We start from the raw sequence: 13,324 nt of genomic DNA, 5'->3' as shown, positions 1-13,324 counted from the left end.
ATGCCGCGATATCTCGCTCCATTGCTCTTGCTGTGCCTGACCCTCAACGCCCACGCCGACAGTTACATCAGCCGCCTGTTGAACAAACCGGTGCCCGGCGGCGTGGCCGTGGTCGATCTGGGCAGCGCGGCCAAGGCACCGAAAGCCAGTTACCAGGGCAAGCCGGTGCTGGTGGTCAAGGAACAGGACAACTGGCTGGCGATTGTCGGCATCCCGCTGACGGTCCAGCCCGGCACCCAGCAAATCAGCAGTGGCGGCAGCACCCAGCCGTTCGTGGTCGGCTATAAAAAGTACCCCGAGCAACACATCACCCTGAAGAACAAACGCCAGGTCAACCCGAACCCGGCGGATCTCAAGCGCATCGACGCGGAACTGGCCGTGCAACTGAAGGCCTACCGCAGCTTCAGCCCGAACATCCCCAGCAACCTGTTGCTGGACAAACCGGTCAACGGCCCGCTGTCGAGCAAGTTTGGCGTGCGCCGGTTCTTCAACGGCGAAGAGCGCAACCCCCACGCCGGCCTGGACTTCGCCGTGCCCGCCGGCACGCCGATCAAGACCCCGGCCGCCGGCAAAGTAATCCTCACCGGCAATTACTTCTTCAATGGCAACACCGTGTTCGTCGACCATGGCCAGGGCTTCATCAGCATGTTCTGCCACATGTCGAAGATCGACGTGAAGGTCGGCCAGCAATTGGCCCGGGGCACGGTGGTGGGCAAGGTCGGCGCCACCGGCCGGGCGACCGGGCCGCACATGCATTGGAACATCAGCCTGAACGATGCGCGGGTGGATCCGGCGATTTTTATTGGGGCGTTCCAGCCCTGAGCCTTGTGCAAGGCTAATGGCCTCTTCGCGAGCAAGCTTGCTCCCACATGGGTATTTCGGCGTTCTGAAAAACGCCGCTTTACTTGTGGGAGCGAGCTTGCTCGCGATGACGGCAGCAGCATCACCACCTCCCCATGGATTGCCGAGCTCCAAACATCGACGCAATAAAACTACAATTTACCCAAGAACACGCGATTAAATCTCGCAAACCGTTCCAAAAACAGAACTTCTCTCAATTTTTCCCGACTGCTTGCGATCCGCCCCTCACGCGGTTAGGGTTGAGGGCATGAAAACCTCTCACACCCTCATCCAGCTTCGCCAGCACCGCAGCCTGTGCCTCGTCAGCGCACGACTGCCGGGCTGAATCGCGACACCTCGATCCGGCTGTGAAGCCACCCCCATCAGAACACCGGCAGGCCGCCTCTTTCCGGCCACGACAATAAGGATTCCCCGATGAGCATGCTCAAAGACCCGCCTTCCAAGTACCGCGCCTTCCCGACTATCAACCTGCCGGATCGCACCTGGCCGTCGAAGACCATCACCGCCGCGCCGATCTGGTGCAGTTCCGACCTGCGCGACGGCAACCAGTCGCTGATCGAGCCGATGGACGCGGTGAAGAAGCTGCGCTTCTGGAAAACCCTGGTGGCCGTGGGCGTCAAGGAAATCGAAGCCTCGTTCCCGGCGGCTTCGCAGACCGATTTCGACTTTGTGCGCACCCTCATTGAAGAAGGCCACATCCCGGACGACACCACCATCCAGGTGCTGACCCAGGCCCGTGAAGACCTGATCGCCCGCACCTTCGAATCCCTGCGCGGCGCGAAAAAAGCCATCGTCCACCTGTACAACGCCACCAGCCCATCGTTCCGCCGCATCGTGTTCAACCAGGACAAGGAAGGCGTGAAGGAAATCGCGGTGAACGCGGCCAAGCTGTTCGTCAAATACGCAGCGCAGCAGCCAGAAACCCAATGGCAGTTCGAGTACTCGCCAGAAACCTTCAGCGCCACCGAGCTGGAGTTCGCCAAGGAAGTCTGCGACGCAGTGATCGAAGTGTGGAACCCGACGCCTGAGCGCAAGGTAATCCTCAACCTGCCCGCTACCGTGGAAGTCGCCACCCCGAACATCTACGCCGACCAGATCGAGTGGTTCCACCGCAACATCAGCCGTCGCGACAGCGTGCTCATCAGCCTGCACACCCACAACGACCGTGGCACCGGCGTGGCCGCTACCGAGCTGGGCCTGATGGCCGGCGCCGACCGTGTCGAAGGCTGCCTGTTTGGCAACGGCGAGCGCACCGGGAACGTCGACCTGGTAACCGTGGCACTGAACCTCTACACCCAGGGCATCAACCCTGAGCTGGATTTCTCCGACATCGACGGCGTGCGCAAAGTGGTCGAAGAGTGCAACCAGATCCCGGTGCACCCGCGTCATCCGTACGTGGGCGACCTGGTTCACACCGCGTTCTCCGGCTCACACCAGGACGCGATCCGCAAAGGCTTTGCCCAGCAGAAATCCGACGGGCTGTGGGAAGTACCGTACCTGCCGATCGACCCGGCCGACATCGGCCGCAGCTACGAAGCGGTGATTCGTGTAAACAGCCAGTCGGGCAAGGGCGGCATCGCCTACCTGCTGGAGCAGGAATACGGCATCAGCCTGCCGCGTCGCATGCAGATCGAGTTCAGCCAAGTGGTACAGCGTGAAACCGATCGCCTGGGCCTGGAAATGACTGCCCAGCAGATCCACAGCTTGCTGCAACGCGAATACCTGCAAGCCAACACCCCGTATGCGCTGGTCAGCCATCGCCTGCAGGAAGAAAACGGCAACAGCGCCGTGGAAGTGGAAGTGGCCAGCAAGGGCCAGGGCGAGACCAACCTGCACTGGCGCGGCAAAGGCAACGGCGCGCTGGAAGCGCTGGTGGCCGGCCTGCCGATTCCAGTGGAGATCATGGACTACAACGAACACGCCATCGGCGCCGGCACCAATGCCAAGGCTGCCGCGTACATCGAACTGCGGGTCAACGGTGAGCGTGCGGTGCACGGCGTGGGCATCGATGAAAACATCACCACCGCCAGCTTCAAGGCCCTGTTCAGCGCGCTGAATCGCTCGCTGAGCCAGCCGGAAGCCAAAGCGGCCTGATCGATCGTTCAGCCGAAATGCAAAAGGCCCTGGGGTGTGAACCCTGGGGCCTTTTTGTTTGGCTTGGGATTTTGTGCCGACTGCCCTGGCCTCTTCGCGAGCAAGCCCGCTCCCACACTGGATCGGTGCTGTGTGGGAGCGGGCTTGCTCGCGAAAGGGCCCTGTCAGGCAACCAAAATGTCAGGCATGGGTGTCAACAGAAACAGTCATAGCCTGCAACAGCGACCCGCGCAGGCTCATCAAAGTCGCCTGGGTGCCCATGATCTGGGCTTGAAGAGCCATGGCCTGCTGGGCCTTTTGCTCTTCATTGGCCTTGCTGTTCTGGATCTGGGCCAATTGGGCTTGCTGTTGGGCCAACAGCTTTTCGGTCTGCTCGATCTGCTTCTTCAGCTGTTCGATGACCTGTTGGTTAGGGCTGCCGGCACTGCCGCTACCGCTGGCACCTTGCGCGCCGCCGCTGGCAGGGGCTTTATCGTCGCTGTCACCAATCGATACTACCGCAGGACTGGTCGCGGTCTCTTCGGCAGCCCCCTTGATCGAAATTTTAGGGGCCGATTGCAGATAAGGGTTGAGGGTGGAAGCGCTGATACTGGTCATAGGGACTCCTCCTTGGCTGACCGGTTATCGGCACTCCCGAACGTTTCTAAAGGGCTGAAACGTTTCAATCAGATGAATTCGAACGTATCGGCATCCAGGTTCGCCGGAAACCGCGTGCGATAAGCCGCCAGGTCTGCCGCGCTCAAACACACCGTGAACACACCATCGGCCTCGCCAGCGCTGAGCAAGGTTTCGCCCTGGAAGTCCAACACCTGACTGTCACCGGTGTAGGCAAACCCCTTGCCGTCGGTGCCGATGCGGTTCACCGCCGCCACGTAGCACAGGTTCTCGATCGCCCGGGCCGGCAGCAGCCGGTTCCAGTGCTGACGTCGGGCGCCGGGCCAGTTGGCGGTGTACAGCAAAAGGTCGGTGTCCTCGGCATCGCGACTCCAGACCGGGAAGCGCAGGTCGTAGCAAATCAGCGGACGAATGCGCCAGCCCTTGAGTTCGAACAGCACCTGGCGCTCGCCCGGCGTGTAGTGGTTGTGCTCCCCCGCCATGCGGAACAGATGGCGCTTGTCGTAATGCAGCACCTCCCCGTCCGGGCGCGCCCAGAGCAGACGATTGCGATGGCTGCCGTCCGCCGCCTGGATGATCACACTGCCCGTGATGACCGCATTCAGCTTCGCCGCCTGGGCCTTGAGCCACTTGTGCGCCGGGCCGCACTCCGCCTCCGCCAGGGTCTCGGACTCCATGGAAAAGCCCGTGGTGAACATTTCCGGCAGGATGACCAGGTCCGCGCCACGTGCCTGTGCAAGCAAACCGTCGAAATGCTCCAGGTTGGCCTGGCGATCGTGCCAGGCCAGGGTGGTCTGGATCAGCGCCACATTGAGGTTGGGCAACGCACTCAGATCACGCATAGTTTTTCCGCCGCTTCGCGCAGCGTCTCCTCGCGTTTGGCAAAGCACAGGCGCACCAGGCGCTGGCCTTCGGGTGGGTTCTGGTAGAACACCGAGACCGGAATCGTCGCCACGCCGTGCTCGCGGGTCATCCAGACAGCCATGTCGACGTCATTCAGGTCCGGGCGAATCTGGGAGTAATCCACCAACTGGAAATAGGTGCCGGCCACCCGCTTGAAGCTGAACCGTGACGGCGCCAGCAGATCGCAGAACAGATCGCGCTTGGCCTGGTAGAAGTCCGGTAGCTCTTCGACGTGCTCCGGATGATCGGCCATGTAGTCGGCCAGGGCGTACTGCAACGGCGTCACGCCGCAGAAGCTGACGTATTGATGCACCTTACGCAGTTCCGCCGTCAGGGCCGCTGGCGCCACCACGTAGCCGGTTTTCCAGCCGGTGACGTGGTAGGTCTTGCCGAACGAACTGACCACGAAGGCTCGCTGGTAAAGCTCTTCATGGGCCAGGACGCTGGCGTGGGCGACGCCATCGAACACCAGGTGCTCGTAGACCTCGTCGCTGATCAGGTAGATGTCGCGGTCACGAATCAGCGCCGCCAATTGATCCAGTTCGGCGCGACTGATCAGGGCGCCACTAGGGTTGTGCGGGCTGTTGAGGATGATCATCCGCGTGCGCGGGCTCAGGGCTTCGCCGAGCTTCTGGAAGTCGATGGCGAAGTCATCCAGGCCCAACTGCACATGCACGCAGCGACCACCGGCCAACTGCACCGCCGGCTCGTAGCTGTCATAACAAGGGTCGAACACGATCACTTCGTCACCGCTGTGCACCACAGCGGCAATGGCACAGAAAATTGCCTGGGTCGCGCCGGGGGTCACCGTCACTTCCTGATCGGCATCGACGCTGACGCCATAACTGCGGGCGATCTTCGCCGCAATCTGCTGGCGCAGGGCCGGCAAACCGGTCATGGGTGAATATTGGTTGTGGCCTTGGGCGATGTGCCGGCCGACTGCATCGCGCAGGGCCTGCGGACCATCGAAATCGGGAAACCCCTGGGACAGATTGAGCGCGCCGGTCTGCGCCGCGAGCTGGGACATCTGGGTGAAAATAGTGATGCCGACATTCGGCAACTTGCTGGTGATCATCGAGGGTTCCCTGGGTCTGCACCCGGCTCAGGTGCGGCGCGGGAGAGGTCGAGGATAGCCCAATCGCCGGGCATGAAAAAGGGTGCCACACAGGGCACCCTTCTTACGCTGACACAACTCGCTCCCACAGTGGAACTGCGGTGACTACCGATCAGCGCTTATCGCGACGCTTCTTGTCAGCCTTCTTATGGTGCGACATCAAGCGGCGCTTCTTGTTGACCTGGCGGTCGGTGAGCGTGTTCTTGTTGCCTTCGTACGGGTTCTCGCCGCCCTTGAACTCGATGCGGATCGGCGTGCCGACCAGCTTCAGGACGCGACGATAGGTGTTTTCCAGGTAACGGACGTACGACTTGGGCACCTTCTCGATCTGGTTACCGTGAATCACGATAATCGGCGGGTTGGCACCACCCAAGTGGGCGTAACGCAGCTTGATCCGACGGTTGTTGACCATCGGTGGCGCGTGCTCGCCCACGGCGTCTTCGAGGATCTGGGTCAGGCGGTTGGTCGGCCAGCGGGTGACCGCCGACTTGAACGAGTTCTGCACCGATGCGTAGAGGTTACCCACGCCCGTGCCGTGCAAGGCCGAGATGAAGTGGATGTCGGCGAAGTCGACGAAGAACAGCCGACGCTGCAATTCGACCTTCACGAAATCGCGCTCGCTCGGCGTCATGCCGTCCCACTTGTTGATCGCGATGACCAACGCACGACCGGCTTCCAGGGCGAAGCCCAACAGGTTGAGGTCGTGATCGACCACGCCTTCGCGGGCGTCCATCACGAAGATCACCACGTTGGCGTCTTTGATCGCTTGCAGGGTTTTGACCACGGAGAATTTTTCGACTTCTTCGTGGATCTTGCCGCGCTTGCGCACACCTGCGGTGTCGATCAGCGTGTACTTCTCTTCGTTACGCTCGAACGGGATGTAGATGCTGTCACGGGTGGTGCCGGGTTGGTCGTACACGATCACCCGGTCTTCGCCGAGCATACGGTTGACCAGCGTCGACTTGCCCACGTTCGGGCGGCCGATGATGGCGATCTTGATCCCGTCTTTTTCGCTTGGGCCGGGGATGCGCTTGGCTTCCTCGCCTTCGGCAACGATTTCTTCTTCGCCGTCTTCAGGCTCGTCTTCGTCGTCTTTCGGGAAATCAGCCAGGGCGATTTCCAGCATCTGGGTGATGCCACGGCCGTGGGCACCGGCGATCGGGATCGCCTGGCCCATGCCCAACGGAGCGAATTCAGCGCGGGCCATGTCCGGGTCGATGTTGTCGACCTTGTTGGCAACCACGTAGGAACGCTTGTTACGTTTGCGCAAATGCTCGGCGATCATCTGGTCGGCGGCGGTAAAACCGGCCTTGGCGTCTACCAGGAACAGCACCACATCGGCTTCTTCGATGGCGAGCAGCGACTGCTCGGCCATTTTTTCATCCATGCCGTGTTCATCACCGGAGATGCCGCCGGTGTCGACCAGAATATAGGTACGCCCTTGCCACTTGGCCTCACCGTATTGGCGATCACGGGTCAGACCGGACAAGTCGCCGACAATGGCGTCGCGAGTCCTGGTCAGGCGGTTGAACAAGGTGGACTTGCCGACGTTCGGTCGGCCCACCAGGGCGATTACGGGAACCATGCGGCTCTCCACTTCGTTATTTCAGAAAATACAAAAGCCGCTGCTAGGCAGCGGCTGGTGCTCGGGGCAGCGAGATCGCTGCAAACCTTGCGAACAAGGCCGCTTGGGGGATTAGCCCCAAGCATAGTCTTACTTGATGGTCAGGGCTTCCAGTTTGCCGCTGTTGCCATACACATAAATCATGTTGCCAGCCACCAGCGGACGGGCACGCAGGCCGTCGCTGTCGATGCGCTCGCGGCCGACGAAACGACCGTCCACCTGGCTGAGCAGGTGCAGGTAACCTTCCAGGTCACCCACTGCAACGTAGCTGGAGAACACTTCCGGGGCCGACAGTTGACGACGGGCCAGGGAATCGTTGCTCCACAACGCGGTGGTGGAACGCTCGTCGACGCCTTCAACCGTGCCCGAGGACAGGCTGACGTAGACGTTGCCGAAACCCTGGGCGACACCGGCGTAGCTGGACGCATCGCGCTGCCACAGCGGACGACCGCTTTCCAGGTCCAGCGCCGCAACGCGACCCTGGTAGCTGGCGACGTACAGCGTACCGCCGGACAGCAGCAGGCCGCCGTCGATGTCGACCACACGCTCCAGCTCGGAACGACCTTGCGGGATGGCTACACGCTGCTCCCAAACCGGCACGCCGTTGGAAATATCCAGGGCGACCACTTTACCGGTCGACAAGCCAGCCACCGCGAGGCGGTTGGTGACGATCGGCGCGCTGGTGCCACGCAGGGTCAGCACCGCCGGGGTGCTGTCGTACAACCAGCGCTGGTTGCCGGTAGCGGCATCCAGGCCGATCAGACGGTCATCCTGGGTCTGGACCACGACCACATCACCGTTGGTCGCTGGCGGTGCGAGCACTTCACTGGTCACGCGAGCGCGCCACTTCTCTTCACCGCTGCTCGCGTCCAGGGCGACGATTTCACCCTTGAGCGTGCCGATCATGACCAGCCCGTAACCCACGCCAACGGCGCCGGAGACAGGCAGTTCGAGATCTTTCTCCCATTTGACGTCGCCGTTGCTGCGATCCATTGCCATGACCACGCCAGTGACGTCACCCGCATAGATGGTGTCGCCGTCGATGGCCGGCACCAGCATGTTGTAGGTTTCACCCTGGCCGTCACCGATGGAGCGGCTCCACTGCTTCTGCAGCACGACTTCTTCTTTGAAGTCGGTCAACTCGGCCGGAGGCAGTTCTTTCTTGCTGTTGCTGCTGCAACCCGCGGCCAGAATGGCCAGAGCCAGCAATGCTGCATGTTTCCAACGGATCACGTCACGCATCCCCTTTGGCCAGGTCGTCCAGCTTGATTTGCAGGCCACCGACTGCGGCTTCATCCGACAGCGCAGCCTTGGCTTTTTGGTAGGCCGCATGGGCCTCATCAGCACGACCCAGCTGTACCAGCAGGTCGCCCTTGAGCTCTTCGCGGGTCGCCAGGAATGCCTTGTCGGCATCGCCGTCGAGCAGCTTCAACGCGTCTTCGGCCTTGTTCTGTGCCGCCAGCACCTGCGCCAGGCGCTGACGGGCCACTTCGCCCAGGGTCGGGTTGGCCGGTTTGTCGACGATACCTTTGAGCTCGGTGGCCGCGTCGTCCAGCTTGCCGCTGTCCACGGCAACCTTGGCCACGAACAGGCGACCGTATTGCGCGTAGGCAGTGCCGCCGAATTCGCTGTTGAGCTTGCCGGCCAGGTCCGCCACACGGGCAGGGTCAGGCTTGCCGTCCGGGGTCAGGGTGGTTTCCAGCAATTGCTGGTAGAGCACCGAGGCGCCTTGCGACTGGTTGCTCTGGTATTTCTGGTAGGCCTGCCAGCCGAACACGATGACCAGCGCCAACAGGCCGCCAGTGACCAGCGGCTTGCCATTGCGCGTCCACCAGTCCTTCAAATCCGCCAGCTGTTCATCTTCGGTACTCGACACCCCAATACTCCTTAATCGCTAAATCGGCTGTTTGACAGCTTCAACCCTGCACGACGCAGGTGGCCAGGTGTGCTGCAAGCGCATCCCAGGCAATACTTTGTTGTTCGCCCTGGCCACGCAGGGGTTTGAAACCTACCACTTGTTGGGCCAGTTCGTCGTCACCGAGGATCAGTGCATACAGCGCACCGCTCTTGTCGGCCTTCTTGAATTGGCTCTTGAAACTGCCGGCGCCGGCGTTGATCTGCAGGCGCAGGTTGGGCAACTGGTCGCGGACCCGTTCGCTCAAGGTCAGGGCCGCCAGTTCGGCCGCCTCGCCGAAGGCGCACAGGTAAACGTCGACTTGACGGGCCAGTTCCTCTGGCACCTTGTCCAGGGCCTCAAGCATCAGCACCAGGCGCTCGATGCCCATGGCGAAACCCACGCCCGACGTCGGCTTGCCGCCCATCTGCTCCACCAGCCCGTCGTAACGGCCGCCGGCACACACAGTGCCCTGGGCGCCGAGCTTGTCGGTGACCCATTCGAAAACGGTCTTGCTGTAGTAATCGAGGCCGCGAACCAACTTGGGGTTGATCACGTAAGGAATGCCGGCGGCGTCCAGGCGGGCCTTGAGCCCCTCGAAGTGCACGCGGGACTCTTCGTCGAGGTAGTCGGCCATTTTTGGCGCATCCACCAGTACGGCCTGGGTGTCCGGGTTCTTGGTGTCCAGCACTCGCAGCGGGTTGGTCTTCAACCGGCGCTGGCTGTCTTCGTCCAGGTGCTCGAGGCGGGCCGAGAGGAATTCCACCAGTGCATCACGGTAGCGAGCGCGGGCTTGGGCGGTGCCGAGGCTGTTGAGCTCAAGCTTGACTGCATCACGAATGCCCAGCTCGCCCCACAGGCGCCAGGTCAGCACGATCAGTTCGGCGTCGATGTCCGGGCCGTCGAGGTTGAACACCTCGCAACCGATCTGATGAAACTGGCGATAGCGGCCTTTCTGCGGGCGCTCGTGACGGAACATCGGGCCGATGTACCAGAGTTTCTGCACCTGGCCGCCGCCGGTGATGCCGTGCTCGAGCACCGCACGCACGCACGCTGCTGTGCCTTCCGGGCGCAGGGTCAGCGAATCGCCGTTGCGGTCGTCGAAGGTGTACATCTCTTTTTCGACGATGTCGGTCACTTCACCGATGGAGCGCTTGAACAGCTCGGTGAATTCGACGATCGGCATGCGGATCTGCCGGTAACCGTAGTTATCCAGCAAACGCGCCACGGTGCCCTCGAAATAGCGCCACAGGGGCGTCTGCTCGGGCAGGATATCGTTCATGCCACGAATGGCTTGCAGAGACTTGCTCACAGGTAATCCTTAAAAATTCGTTTGCTCAGCCGCGTGCGATGACCGCTGCGTCGGCTTCGACCTTTTCGGCCGCTTTCTGGCGGATCAGCCTTTCCAGCTCATCCACCAGATTGTCATTCGTCAGTTTCTGCGACGGCTTGCCGTCGATGTAAATCAGGTTCGGCGTACCGCCAGTCAGGCCGATATGGGCCTCCTTGGCTTCGCCCGGCCCGTTGACCACGCAACCGATCACCGCGACATCCAGCGGCACCAGCAGGTCTTCAAGGCGCCCTTCCAGCTCGTTCATGGTCTTGACCACATCGAAGTTCTGCCGTGAGCAGCTCGGGCAGGCGATGAAGTTGATACCGCGGGAACGCAGGTGCAGGGACTTGAGAATGTCGTAGCCGACTTTCACTTCCTCGACCGGATCCGCCGCCAACGAGATGCGGATGGTATCGCCAATCCCTTCGGCGAGCAGCATACCGAGGCCGACGGCGGATTTCACCGTGCCCGAACGCAACCCACCGGCTTCAGTGATACCCAGGTGCAGTGGCTGGACGATTTCCTTGGCCAGCAGGCGGTAGGCTTCGACGGCCATGAACACGTCGGAAGCCTTCACGCTGACCTTGAAGTCCTGGAAATTCAGGCGTTCAAGGTGCTCGACATGGCGCAGGGCCGACTCCACCAGCGCAGCCGGGGTCGGTTCGCCGTATTTCTTTTGCAGGTCTTTTTCCAGGGAACCGGCGTTCACACCGATACGGATCGGAATGCCACGGTCGCGGGCAGCATCCACCACGGCACGCACGCGGTCTTCGCGACCGATGTTGCCCGGGTTGATGCGCAGGCAGTCCACCCCCAGCTCGGCCACACGCAGGGCGATGCGGTAGTCGAAATGGATATCGGCCACCAGCGGCACCTTGACCAACTGCTTGATCTTGCCGAACGCCTCGGCGGCGTCCATGTCCGGCACGGACACCCGCACGATATCGACGCCGGCGGCTTCCAGGCGATTGATCTGCGCGACTGTGGCGGCCACGTCGTTGGTATCGCTGTTGGTCATGCTCTGCACAGCGATGGGCGCATCGCCGCCCACGGGCACGTTACCCACCCAGATCTTGCGGGATTCGCGACGTTTGATTGGAGATTCGCCGTGCATGACTTATTGACCCAACTTCAGGCGAGCGGTCTCGCCACTGGTGAACGGAGCGATGTCGACTGGCTGGCCGTTGTAGCTGACCTGCGCGCCACGGGCATAACCCAGGCGCACGGCAAATGGCGGCTTGCCGTTGATGGCAGTGCTATCGCCCTTGCGCTTGAGGCCACTGAACAGCACCTTGCCATTGCCATCGGTGACTTGCGTCCAGCAGTCGGCGACGAATTGAATCTGGACCTGGCCTTCACCAGCCGCCGGAGCCACTGGCGCTGCCGGGGCTGCGGCTGGAGCCGTTGGGGTCGCAGGTGCAGCCACGGTCGGCGCAGGCGTGCTTGGTACGACTGGAGCAGCGGCAATCGGTGCGCCAGTGGTCGGCGCAGCAGGCGCGGCAGGCGCCGGAACAGCCGGCTCGGCCCCCGCTTCGGCATCGGCGCCGTCCTGGCCTTGAGGCAGCGCCAAGGTGGTTTCGCCTTCAGCCTGGCCTTCCACGACGGCCTGGTCTTCCGGCTCGTCCAGCGGATGGATCTGAGTGGTGCCGTCGGCGCCTTCGACTTCGACATGCTCGGGGTTCATGGCAACCGGCTCCTTGTTGCGCAAGGAAGCCTGATCCTGCCACCAGACAAAACCGCCACCTATCACCGCGATCAGCAGCAACAGGCTGACGATACGCAAGATGGTGTGGGAAACGCGTACAGGCTCTTCGATGCGACCCAGGCTGTGCACGTTGCTGCCCTGGGCATCGGAACCGGTGTACTGGTCGAATTGCTGGACCAGCACGGTCTGGTCCATGCCGAGCAATTTGGCATAGGCGCGGATGTACCCACGGGCGAAGGTGTGCCCCGGCAGCTTGTCGAACGCGCCGGTTTCCAGGTTGCCCAGGGAAGTCACGGTGAGATTGAGCTTGAGGGCCACTTCGGCCAGCGACCAACCATTGCTTTCGCGGGCTTGACGCAGGGTCTCACCGGGATTTACGCGAGTCGCTGCTACAACTTCAGGATGCGCCGCTTTCATCATTGCTCCGACAGGTATTGCTGATATTCCGGCGTACCGGGATAGAGTCTTTTGAGTTGCAGGCCATAACTGGCAGCCTTGTCGCGATCTTCAAACACATGGGCCAGCCGAACGCCGAGCAATAGACTACGTGCATTTTGCTCGCTCAGCAGGCTAAAACGTTCGTAATAGTCGCGGGCGGGCACATATTGCCTGTCTTCGTAAGACAACTCAGCCATTTCCAGCAGTGCACGCGGTTGCTGATGGTTGAGCCGCAGCGCCTTTTCAAGCTGCTGGCGGGCCAGATCACGCTGGCCGAGTTTCGATGCCGTCATGCCGAGGTTCTCGAAAACCCGCGAACGCTCGGGATAAAGGGTGTCCGCGGCAGCCTGCTCGAAGCGCTCGTAGGCTTGCTTGTAGCGTTTCTGCTCGAAAAGAAAGCTGCCGTAGTTGTTCAGGATCCGCGCATCCTGCGGCCGGCCGGACAGCGCCTTGCGAAAATGCTCATCGGCCAGCTCAGGTTCCATCTCGGCCTGGAACACCAGGGCCAGGGCCGCGTTGGCATCCGGGTCGGAACTGTCCAGCTCCAGGGCTTTCTTGAGCGGAACCTTGGCCCGTTCGGTCATGCCCTGCTGCAAGTACCCGATGCCCAGTTGCACATAGGCCACACGTGCCTCGTCGCGCCCCTTGCTGGTTTTCATCGGGTTGTAGTCACCCGACAGAACACAACCGGAGCAGAGCCCGGCCAACAGCAAGATGAGCGCGAAGCGCAGGGACATAGAGTT

Annotated in this window: 12 protein-coding genes; 2 read left to right on the top strand and 10 right to left on the bottom strand. The window is 61.8% G+C overall.

Annotated features, from left to right (window positions below; all coding sequences use genetic code 11):
- Both EPZ47_RS05310 and leuA read left to right on the top strand, forming a co-directional pair.
- Window positions 1-822 (top strand): peptidoglycan DD-metalloendopeptidase family protein, encoded by an 822-nt coding sequence (locus EPZ47_RS05310; protein WP_135843839.1) that lies wholly within the window; start codon window positions 1-3, stop codon window positions 820-822.
- A gap of 453 nt (window positions 823-1,275) precedes the next feature.
- Complete coding sequence (gene leuA / locus EPZ47_RS05300) at window positions 1,276-2,955, top strand: 2-isopropylmalate synthase (protein WP_135843838.1); 1,680 nt, start codon at window positions 1,276-1,278, stop codon at window positions 2,953-2,955.
- Window positions 2,956-3,135: 180 nt separating this feature from the next.
- Here leuA and EPZ47_RS05295 read toward each other — a convergent pair whose 3' ends face one another.
- From EPZ47_RS05295 to pilW, 10 genes are all read right to left on the bottom strand, one after another.
- Window positions 3,136-3,552: a hypothetical protein gene (locus EPZ47_RS05295; protein WP_135843837.1), complete on the bottom strand. Its 417-nt coding sequence runs from the start codon at window positions 3,550-3,552 to the stop codon at window positions 3,136-3,138.
- A gap of 68 nt (window positions 3,553-3,620) precedes the next feature.
- Entirely contained in the window at window positions 3,621-4,412 is a 792-nt protein-coding gene (locus tag EPZ47_RS05290; protein ID WP_135843836.1) for an amidohydrolase, read from the bottom strand.
- Complete coding sequence (locus tag EPZ47_RS05285; protein WP_135843835.1) at window positions 4,400-5,548, bottom strand: pyridoxal phosphate-dependent aminotransferase; 1,149 nt, start codon at window positions 5,546-5,548, stop codon at window positions 4,400-4,402. The genes EPZ47_RS05290 and EPZ47_RS05285 overlap by 13 nt, the downstream gene beginning before the upstream one ends.
- 151 nt (window positions 5,549-5,699) lie before the next feature.
- On the bottom strand, window positions 5,700-7,172 hold the full coding sequence (gene der / locus EPZ47_RS05280; RefSeq protein WP_076386232.1) for a ribosome biogenesis GTPase Der: 1,473 nt from the start codon (window positions 7,170-7,172) through the stop codon (window positions 5,700-5,702).
- A gap of 129 nt (window positions 7,173-7,301) precedes the next feature.
- Entirely contained in the window at window positions 7,302-8,453 is a 1,152-nt protein-coding gene (gene bamB / locus EPZ47_RS05275; RefSeq protein ID WP_135843834.1) for an outer membrane protein assembly factor BamB, read from the bottom strand.
- On the bottom strand, window positions 8,446-9,087 hold the full coding sequence (locus tag EPZ47_RS05270) for a YfgM family protein (protein WP_135843833.1): 642 nt from the start codon (window positions 9,085-9,087) through the stop codon (window positions 8,446-8,448). Before EPZ47_RS05270 ends, bamB begins: the two co-directional genes overlap by 8 nt.
- A 40-nt stretch (window positions 9,088-9,127) precedes the next feature.
- On the bottom strand, window positions 9,128-10,417 hold the full coding sequence (gene hisS, locus EPZ47_RS05265) for a histidine--tRNA ligase (protein WP_135843832.1): 1,290 nt from the start codon (window positions 10,415-10,417) through the stop codon (window positions 9,128-9,130).
- Window positions 10,418-10,442: 25 nt separating this feature from the next.
- Complete coding sequence (gene ispG, locus EPZ47_RS05260; RefSeq protein ID WP_003185136.1) at window positions 10,443-11,552, bottom strand: flavodoxin-dependent (E)-4-hydroxy-3-methylbut-2-enyl-diphosphate synthase; 1,110 nt, start codon at window positions 11,550-11,552, stop codon at window positions 10,443-10,445.
- 3 nt (window positions 11,553-11,555) lie between these two features.
- Window positions 11,556-12,560, bottom strand: coding sequence for a RodZ domain-containing protein (locus tag EPZ47_RS05255; protein ID WP_135843831.1), 1,005 nt, complete (start codon window positions 12,558-12,560; stop codon window positions 11,556-11,558).
- A complete protein-coding gene (gene pilW / locus EPZ47_RS05250) occupies window positions 12,560-13,318 on the bottom strand; it encodes a type IV pilus biogenesis/stability protein PilW (RefSeq protein ID WP_135843830.1) in 759 nt (252 codons plus the stop codon). The genes EPZ47_RS05255 and pilW overlap by 1 nt, the downstream gene beginning before the upstream one ends.
- Window positions 13,319-13,324 lie beyond the last annotated feature (6 nt).

The sequence above is a fragment of the Pseudomonas viciae genome (assembly GCF_004786035.1).
Classification (GTDB): Bacteria; Pseudomonadota; Gammaproteobacteria; order Pseudomonadales; family Pseudomonadaceae; genus Aquipseudomonas; species Aquipseudomonas viciae.
The sequence above is the reverse complement of the archived record's forward strand: the minus strand, read 5'-3'. Positions and strand labels throughout refer to the sequence as shown.